This is a genomic window from Polaribacter sp. (assembly GCF_965656025.1).
Lineage (GTDB): Bacteria > Bacteroidota > Bacteroidia > Flavobacteriales > Flavobacteriaceae > Polaribacter.
Map to the genome: position 1 here is coordinate 258 of NZ_CBFHJT010000087.1, position 9,603 is coordinate 9,860.

General features: G+C 32.6%; 8 protein-coding genes. All 8 read right to left on the bottom strand.

Annotation, left to right across the window (positions count from 1 at the left end; translation table 11 throughout):
• Window positions 1-1,237 (bottom strand): serine hydrolase domain-containing protein (locus ACTG3S_RS13100; RefSeq protein ID WP_439129789.1); only part of this gene is annotated, 1,237 nt, incomplete at its 3' end.
• Window positions 1,238-1,246: 9 nt separating this feature from the next.
• Window positions 1,247-2,263 (bottom strand): family 43 glycosylhydrolase, encoded by a 1,017-nt coding sequence (locus ACTG3S_RS13105; RefSeq protein ID WP_439129790.1) that lies wholly within the window; start codon window positions 2,261-2,263, stop codon window positions 1,247-1,249.
• Between the two features lie 30 nt (window positions 2,264-2,293).
• Window positions 2,294-3,175, bottom strand: coding sequence for an alpha/beta hydrolase fold domain-containing protein (locus ACTG3S_RS13110; RefSeq protein WP_439129791.1), 882 nt, complete (start codon window positions 3,173-3,175; stop codon window positions 2,294-2,296).
• Between the two features lie 14 nt (window positions 3,176-3,189).
• Window positions 3,190-4,077 carry an alpha/beta hydrolase family protein gene (locus ACTG3S_RS13115; protein WP_439129792.1) on the bottom strand — a complete coding sequence of 296 codons (888 nt, stop codon included), beginning with the start codon at window positions 4,075-4,077 and terminating at the stop codon, window positions 3,190-3,192.
• A gap of 33 nt (window positions 4,078-4,110) precedes the next feature.
• Window positions 4,111-5,973, bottom strand: a complete 1,863-nt coding sequence (locus ACTG3S_RS13120; RefSeq protein ID WP_439129793.1) for a glycoside hydrolase family 2 protein — start codon at window positions 5,971-5,973, stop codon at window positions 4,111-4,113.
• 190 nt (window positions 5,974-6,163) lie between these two features.
• Complete coding sequence (locus tag ACTG3S_RS13125) at window positions 6,164-7,396, bottom strand: glycoside hydrolase family 88 protein (RefSeq protein WP_439129794.1); 1,233 nt, start codon at window positions 7,394-7,396, stop codon at window positions 6,164-6,166.
• Window positions 7,389-8,693, bottom strand: coding sequence for a BNR repeat-containing protein (locus ACTG3S_RS13130; RefSeq protein WP_439129795.1), 1,305 nt, complete (start codon window positions 8,691-8,693; stop codon window positions 7,389-7,391). The genes ACTG3S_RS13125 and ACTG3S_RS13130 overlap by 8 nt, the downstream gene beginning before the upstream one ends.
• A gap of 14 nt (window positions 8,694-8,707) precedes the next feature.
• On the bottom strand, window positions 8,708-9,603 hold an 896-nt coding region (locus tag ACTG3S_RS13135; RefSeq protein WP_439129796.1), incomplete at its 5' end, for a DUF2264 domain-containing protein.

The following is a 9,603-nucleotide window of genomic DNA, read 5'->3' on the forward strand; positions in this document are numbered from 1 at the left end:
TTTCTGGATCGATAATGTATTCTGTACCCATTAAACCACCCCACCAAAATGCTGAGTTTGAAACAGCATCAATATGTTTATTTTTTTCATTGGCTAATTGAAATCCTAATCCAAAATGAAAGTTTTCACCTCCTGAATTTACTTTTGGAAGCCTATTGATGGTTGTCATTTGTTCAATAGTTTCTGCTTTTAAAATACGGTTACCATTGAATTCTCCTTTATTTAAAAGCATTTGACAAAACTTGGCATAATCTTTAATTGGTCCGTTTAAACCAATAGCACCTTCTGCATAAGTTTGTTTTTCACTTACAGCTCCTTTCGCATACATCATTGATCCAGGTTCTAATTTACCATCAACATAATTGTATGGTTTTACAAATTTGGATAGTTTTTCTGGTGTAAAAAACCAGTCTGTATCATTCATCCCTAAAGGATTTAATACATTTTCGTTTACATATTCCTGTAATGATTTCCCAGAAATACGTTCAATTAAATAAGCTAACATATTAGTGCTGATGTGATAGTTCCATTCTGAACCAGGATCAAAACCAAGTGGGTATTTTACCAAATCCATCATTTCTTGTTCTAAATATTCAGATTTTGGATTTCCACCAAAACTTCTTTGACCATTAGGAATTGAATCAGTTTCAACTTTTCCAAACTCACTTAATTCTGTACTTTTTCTTTTTTCTTTTGCTCGAATTTCTTTTACCAATCCAGCATTTAACCCTGATGAGTGCGACATTAAATGAGCGAAAGTCATTGGAGATTTTACAGGTCGAGTTTCGTAGGTTCCATCCTCATTTACTTTTGTTACCACCTGATTTGGAATTTGAGGAAAATATTTGGATACAGGATCGTCTATGGCTACTAATCCTTTTTCTACTAAAGTCATAAATGCGACTGTAGTAATTGCTTTTGTCTGAGAAAATAACACATAATAATCATCCACACTAGCTGGAATATTATTTTCAATATCCTTAAATCCAAATGATTTGTTATAAATAATATTTCCGCCTTTAGCTAAAAAAGCTGTAACACAATTTACCTTCTTATTAGTAACATAAGATTGTAACAAAGCATCAATCTCTGCAATTTTTTCTTTATTGATATTAAGATTTTTTAAATCAACATCTTTTTTAAAACTTTGAGGTGTTTCTGATTTTTGATGCTTAGCGTTTTGACATCCAAAAAAAATGGATACCAATAATATGAAAGCAAGATTGGATTTTTTCATCATTTTAAATTAAAATTTAACTGTTGGCCATTCAGCTCTATCCCATTCAATTTCCTTAACTAGTAATTTTGAGCGTCCTTTATCTTCTTTGTCATAAGCGTGCGCAACAAAATAGGTTTTTCCATCAAAATCATAAACAGCAGAATGCCCAATACCAGCATACTCATCTGTTTCGCCAGCAACAAAAGTACCTCCACCAGCATACAAAGGTTTTCCTTCCTTATCAAAATAAGGGCCTCTTATATCCCTAGAACGACCCACTACTGTTTTATAAGTACTGTCTAATCCTCTACAACAATAACCTGTTGATACGAACAGGTAATAATATTGATGTCTTTTATAAATGAATGGTGCTTCTATGGTACCATCTCCTGGATCTGTATCTGGCATACCAAAAGTTCTTTCTTGTTTAGCAATGGTGTACCATTCTTGTGGTTCTGCCAACGCTTTCATTGTAGAATCTAACTTTACTAATTTAAGACCACCCCAAAAAGAACCAAAAGATAACCAACCTGTTACTTTACCTCCCCATTTTTTTTCAAAATAAACATTGGCATCAATGGCATTCCAGAAGTCACGACCTGGTATCGATTTGAGAATCATTCCATGATCTACCCATTTATAATCTGGGCTTTTTTGATCTAAGGTTTTATTTGTCATTACACCAATTGCAGAGGTGTTTTTAGCAAAAGCAGAAGGTGAATAATATAAGTAATATGTACCATCTAAATATTGAATATCAGGAGCCCAGTATCCACGTCCTCTATATCCAGGAATGATATCTTTTGTAACCCATTTTAAGTCACTTGGAACTGGTTTTATTCTCTCCCAATTTTCTAAATCTGTACTTTTGGCAACTCCTCCACCAGTTGTAAATAAATAAAACACATCACCTTGCTTAATCATTACAGGATCATGAGCTAAAAAACCTTTTGAATCATCTGGTTTCCAACTTGGTTGCGCTACTGAACATCCACTATAGAATAGCGATAAAAATACTAAAGTGAATAGGTATATATTTTTCATAATTGTATGTTATTATAATTTCTTCTAATTTTATTTCATTAAGTATTTATCAAAGAAATTTTCTAAAGCAGGATCCGTAATTTCTAGCTGCCCATTGTAAGCTATTCCATGATTCCCTTTCATTTCAAGATATTTTAAATTGGTGTTACCTGCAGCTTTCATCTTTTCTACAAAATCTCTAGTTCTTTCTGGTAAAACAACAGCATCTTCTGTACCTTGAATTAAAAACATAGGTGGATGATTGGCAGCAACATAACCTATTGGCCACCATTCTTTTTTTGCCATAGGCACATCTCTACCCAATTCTGTTGGAGGTGAACCAGCACCAGCAACTGTTACCTTACTTGAGTAATTGTCCCAGCCACCATCGCCTTCTAAACTATCAGATTTATCGGTCATTGCAAGCATCATAGACAAATGTGCTCCAGCAGAATGCCCATAACTTCCAATACGATTTGGGTCAACATTTAATTCTTTAGCATGAGCACGAAGCCATCTTACAGCACATTTTACATCTTCTATACAAGCTGGAAATTCTGCTTCTCCTGTTAATCTATACTCAACATTAATAGTTACATAACCCTTTTGAGCATATGCGACCATCATTTTTTGATACACATCTACCGATTTTGAACCAAAACGCCAACCACCACCATGAATTATTACTAATGCTGGACGTAACTCGCTACCAAAATTCTCTGGCATGGCTAAATCAAGTTTCCAAGAATCGCTATCTCCTTTTCGGTAAGGTATGTCTTTAGTAACTGTAATCGTTTTATAATCCGTTTTTAAAGAAATTTCATTCTTTTTAGATTGATTTTCTAATTCTACATTTGAATTATGGTTTTTACATGAAACCAAAGAAAAAAATAGGAATATCAAGATTACGTTGTTTACTATAAATGTTTTCATAATATTTTATTGAATTAGTTCGTTTTATTTTTCAAAGTCCAACCTTTGTAATTTGATAAATCTTGCTTTAAAAAGATGTTCGAATTATCTTTTGATTTGAATTGCCAATCCAACCAATCTAAAGTTAAACGAGCAAATGAGCCACCAAACTCTTCCTTAAAAGTACCTCCATGTCCTACATTTTCTAAACTTGCGAAAACCACAGAAACATTATTGATTCTTTCAAAATCTAAAAGTGCATTATTATAAGCGACATCTGTTTCCCCTCCTAAAATGTAAATTATTTCACCATGCAATGCTTTTAAAGATGCTTTACTAGCACCTGCCATAGTCATATCTCCCATACCAGAATTAAACATCATATACTTTTTGATTCGTTTATCATCTGCAACTGCCATAACTTGAGCACCACCACAAGACATACCACATGCTGCTATTTTATCTATAGCTACCAATTGATAATAATCACTTTCTTTTTGAGTTACTTGTGCTGTAATCCAATCTACTGCAACTTGAAGTTTTTTGTTTGGTGTATTTTTATGTTGTCTTTCCTCAAGTGTCCTTTGTAATTTACCAATAGCAATAATAATATAGCCATGAGAAGCAACTTCTGTTAATAGTCTTTCATGATGAATAGAAGAATCCATACAGCCACCATTGGCCCAAACTATTATAGGCAATTTCCCATCTGTTTTTGTTACCAATTTGATATCTAAAGGACGATATACTACAAAATCAGGTAAGGTTTTTTCAGTTACTCCTACTGCTTTGTATGGGCCACTTCCACCATTATCTATAATTTTTGAATTTACGATTTGTCCGAAACTACAAATTGTCATCAAAAAAGCTAAGAGAAATGTGAAAGGCTCTTTTTTTATCTTTTTAATTTTATTTTTTTGCATAAAATGATATTTCTACAAACAACTAATGCGATACTATTTATTTTTTTGATTTTCTTTAGCTTCCAATTCTTTATAATAATTTTGTAATGTAAAAAAGGCTAACTTTTTATTTCCTTGATCACCAATCAATCCTTTACGATTCCAATTTCTTTGATACGTTTGATTATGTCTTTTTGGTGAACGAAAATCGGTTAAAATCCATGGTGATAATCCACTAAAGCTCTTAGGGAACTGATTTTTGAACATTTTTATTTGTTCTTCATAATACCACTGTTGATACTCTTCACTAAAGCGCGCTTCTTTGACGTCATGATATCCACTTTTTGCTCCTGCACCTGTCTCACTAATAAAAAATGGCTTATTATACTTCAGCTTCCATTCTGCTGTTTTACAAGCTTCTGGTGTACCAATGTACCAGCCTAAATATTCATTTAGTGCAATAATATCAGTATATGCACCTAAAGGATCGTCAACAAAATTGAAGCCATTATTATAATGTACTTCAAGTGCTGCTGCCACTAACCTGGTATCGTCTAATTGCTTGGTTTTTTTTACAAGATTTGTCATAAAATTTGTTCGAGATTTACTTACAGGTGTTTCATTTCCTACGCTCCAAATAATAACAGAAGCTCTATTTCTATCTCGTGTAATCATTTCTTTTAATTGAATTTCCGACTTTTTATACACCTCAGGATTATCAAAATCAATAGTCCAATACACAGGTATTTCTGTCCACAATAGTATGCCTAAAGAATCTGCCAATTTAGGCATGTATTCGTTGTGTGGATAATGTGCTAATCGAGCCATATTGGCATTTAATTCTTGAACTTTTCCGAATAATCTTTCAGCATCTTTTTTACTATTTGCGCGTCTTTGCTCTTCAGAAATTTCCTCGTGTATACTAATTCCTCTGAGAAATATTTGTCGGCCATTCAATAGAATTTTTTCGCCATCAACTTCTATTTTCCTAAATCCTATTTTATCAGCTATAGAATTATTGTTGAAATTGAAAACGACATCATAAAGCTTGGGATTTTCTGTAGACCATAACTTTAATTTTTTAGCTTCAAAATTTACTTTTATAGAATCTCCACTTGCTTGAAATTTCTTAGTCAACTTCAGTTCAGGAATAGTAATTGAAACTTCGCCAGATGATAATGGTTTATTTAATTTAATCCAGCCTTCTACTTGAAAACGTTTTTTCTTTATAGATTTTAATATATCCTGATTTTGAGCCAACTGAATATGATACTGCTGAATGTATTGTTTTGGTGTAATCACCAATTTTACATCTCTTGTAATACCTCCATAATTCCACCAATCTGTATTAACCGTAGGCACCTCATTTGGATAGCGGTTGTTATTTACATGAACTACTAAATTATTATCCTTTTCCTTTAATAGGTTTTCCGAAATTTTGAAATTAAAAGCTGTGAATCCACCTTTGTGCATTCCCAACTTTTTTCCATTTAAATACACATGTGCTTCGTAATTTACAGCACCAAAATAAAGATATAAATCTTTATTGTTAATTGCTTTTGGCTTATCAAAATTTCGTTGGTACCAAACAGTACCTTCATAGAATAAGAATTTTGGATCTTGAGAGTTCCAATCTCCTGGAACATTTATTGTATTAGGACTTTTAAATTCGTGTTCTGTCCAATCCGATTTTTTTGTAGATTCAAGTTTGTTCCAATATGCACCTGGATCAGTCTCAGGTCTTTCTTTAAATCGATAGTCATAAAACCCTGTTTCGTATGGATCAATAATATAAAACCAAGTTCCGTTTAAGGACACAGTTTCTCTACCTTCAGTGTTAATTATGAGATTGTCTTGAGCTGTAACCAAGTTGAAACTTAAACACAATATTAAAAATATCCATAGAAAATGTTTCATTATTTTAATTTTAAAAGTTGAATGGAATAACCTTAATTATAATTATTCTCTAAATAATATATACACATTGTGTGGCTTTTGCATACATTGAAATAAAACCAAAATGCAAAATAACTTGTTTAACTCTTCGAATACTTAGAAATAAAAAAATCTTGTCCTGATGACAAAAAACAATACATAACATGTTTGTTTAATTGATGGATTCTTTAAGTTTTTTATAACGTAACATTGCTTCTACCAAGTAATAATCACCATAAGATAAAGGCACATCTACCTCGCTATTTGCAGGCTTATGACCAACGCCGTGCTTTAAAAGAAAACCACCATTTTCTTTATAATCTGCAAAGTATTCTGGTGATAATAGACTTTCTAACATACTCTTGGCATTTCCTTTATAAACCTCAGCCTTTTCATCCTCCACATAACCACTTAATTCTATAAGTGCCGATGCTATTATTGCAGCAGCCGAAGAATCCCTATAGGCATTTGGAATGTTAGGTGCATTAAAATCCCAATACGGAATTTTATCTTCAGGAAGATTAGGGTGAGTCAAAATAAAATCTGCAATATGCTTTGCTTGATTCAAGTATTTTTTATCTTTTGTTACTCTATACATTACTGTGTAACCATATAATCCCCAAGCTTGACCACGAGCCCAGGCTGAAGCGTCAGCAAAACCTTGCCTTGTGATTTTTGCTTTAACATTCCCTGTTTCCTCGTCATAGATAAGTTGATGATAAGAACTGTTATCATCTCTAAAATGATTTTTCAATGTGGTTTCTGCATGATTGATTGCAATGTCATAATACGTGCTATCATTACTATGTTCCGTAGCCCAAAAAAGCAACTCAAGGTTCATCATATTATCAATAATTACAACCAAATCACCTTCTCCAGCATCATTCCATGGTTCACTATTCCATGATCTAATTGCTTTAACCTTATCATGGTAACGCGTTGATAAAGATTTTGCACTGTTCATTAAAATAGTTTGATAGTCTTTGTTTGCTTCTAATCGATTTGCATTTCCAAAGCTACAATACATCATGAAGCCTAAATCATGGGTATCTGTGTTAGTTTGTTCTCTTTTAAGGTCATCTAAAAATGAAATTGCTTCTTTTTTTAATTTAGGTGCACCCAATACTTCATCTAAATAAAGTAACGTACCAGGGTAAAAACCACTACACCACCAACCAGAATTACTAGTAACTAAAGTGTCATTTTCAAAAGTTCTTGGATATTCGCCAAGTTTTACTTGTTCACTTAAATATGAATATTGCTTTGCTGTGATTTGTAAAGTACTATCTACTTTTTCTAGCAAACTATGATCAGTTTCTTTATCGGAGCCATTTTTGGTTTTCTGCTGGCATGAGAAAACACTAACTAATAAAATGGTACTTAATATAATTTTACATCTATTCATTTTGAAAGTTTTTTAATTCTATAATACTAATTGGTTGTGATTGAATATCTGTTATTCCTTCTTGATCTTCCTGAAGAACGCGCTGAGAAAAAATATGCAGTTCATTATTGTTTTGCCACTGATACAAATCATAGTTTGGCTCCCATTGACCTACATCTTTGTTTGAAATATCATTTAATCTCCAGTTGATTTCACTCAACTCAGTGTTGGCCAAAGTTATTTTATTGCCTCTTTCTTCATCTCGAAACAATAAGAATAGTTTGCCATTATTTACTAAAATTTTTGGTCTTGAAAACGGTATTTTTTTTGTACCACCGCCCGATAAACTAAAAGTTGAATTATGAAATTTAGTATCGATCAACTGCCACTTATTATCTCTTTTGTGTACCACCTTGTATTGTGGTGCTTCTCCTTTTTCACTACTCCAATAGGAAGCAACATAAGGAACATTATTTGAATCAACAACCATGGATGTTTGGTTGATTAAATTGCTATGTTGAGGAATATGATAAATCACTTCCGCATTTTTATGGGTAATGGGCAATTGATATTTTTCACCAGTTGATTTTTCCCAAGTCAAACCACCATCTTTTGAAATAGCATAGCATAAATCATGATTGCTGGCAACATCCCATGTTTCTCTCCATACCCAAGATATATGAACATTTCCTTTTGTATCTATTGTGGTTTGCCAATATGCACTTCTTAGATTTTCTCCACTAATAAAATCACTTTGAATCTGCTGCCATTTCTTAGTTTCAATATTATATTCGTTCAAAATAGTATTTCCTCTTCCAGATTCTCCAGAACGATACATAAATAAAAGGTTTCCGTTAGGAAGATTGTGAAATTCGGGGTAGGTAACTTTGGATTCTTGCAATCCAGTCATTTCTAATTCATCAGTTAATTCTAAACCCATGGGTTCTTTACTTGTAGCATATCGTAACTGAGTATTGTGCTGATCCCAACTTACATGTAAAAATCCTTGATTATCAATTACAATACTAATACTATTATGAGCATCTTTTACATTTCCTTTGTATTTGGTAATATGATTTTCCCATACATCAGAATCTAACATTCGTTTTGCTAAGACCATATATCCATCTTGGTTATAATAGGCAGTAAACTGATAATCATCAAAAGATGTTAAAGCATTGTTTCGGAAAATTACTGTATTGATAGAATTTCCACTCCATCCCATACCAACGAGACTCTCTGACTTGGTTTGAGAAAATGAAAACGGAATGCTTAGAAACAAAATGCAAAAGTTTCTAAGAATTCCAATATTTGTCAAACACATCATATTTATTAATTTTTCTTTGGATAATAAGCATGATCTATGATCGCTTCTTTACCAGACCATATTTTTTTCTGAGTCCAATCTTCATAAGAATCAGACCAAAATGGTGCATCTTTTGGCAAGCCTAATACTAAATAAGCAGTACTACACAGATACAAACTACCAGTAGTGATATATCTTTCTGCTATTGATCTTTGATGTCCGTAAAAACCAATATTTAACCATCCTTTTTCGTTAAATGTTCCTGGTGCAGACAATTGATTTTTAATGACCGTAAATAATGCTTCCCTAACTTGGGCTGGTTTAACATTTTTAGGTAATTTTTGAAATAATGCAATTTGTGATAATGCTTGAAAAACTCCAAACCTATACGCTAACGAACGTCCTATGGCTGGATAGGTTCCTGTTGGTGATATTAAACGTTCTTGAATTGCAGCATAACGTTGTGCTCTCTCGAAAAATATATTTGCGTTGGTAATAAATTTATCTTTGTGTGGATGATTTTTTAGCACTTCTTCTTTTTCTTTCAGCACATTAAGTATATCTAAAATCATTGGCTGAATTACAAAACTATTGTAATAATCCCAATGAAAATCTGGTCCATCTCCATACATTCCATCTCCTAAATACCATTCGTCGTGTTTCATCAAACAATATTCAATTCGCATAATATCTGCTTCACCTTCAAATTTTAACAAAGCAGCTTCAATCATTCCACTGAATAATAACCAATTCATATAAAAAGGAGCTATTGTTCTTGTTTTTTTGAACTCTTTAAGAACACGTTGTTGTGTTACTTTATCTAAATTTGCCCAAAGTTGATTTGGCGCTCTTATTAAAGCTTCAGCTAAAAATGCTGCATCCACCAAGGGTTGACCTAACTCTGTAAAATTTAAGTAATCTT

Excerpts from the sequence above, each read along its gene's own strand:
- ACTG3S_RS13105 (WP_439129790.1), bottom strand. The coding sequence starts at position 2,263 with ATGAAAAATATATACCTATTCACTTTAGTATTTTTATCGCTATTCTAT.
- ACTG3S_RS13110 (WP_439129791.1), bottom strand. The coding sequence starts at position 3,175 with ATGAAAACATTTATAGTAAACAACGTAATCTTGATATTCCTATTTTTT.
- ACTG3S_RS13115 (WP_439129792.1), bottom strand. The coding sequence starts at position 4,077 with ATGCAAAAAAATAAAATTAAAAAGATAAAAAAAGAGCCTTTCACATTT.
- ACTG3S_RS13120 (WP_439129793.1), bottom strand. The coding sequence starts at position 5,973 with ATGAAACATTTTCTATGGATATTTTTAATATTGTGTTTAAGTTTCAAC.
- ACTG3S_RS13125 (WP_439129794.1), bottom strand. The coding sequence starts at position 7,396 with ATGAATAGATGTAAAATTATATTAAGTACCATTTTATTAGTTAGTGTT.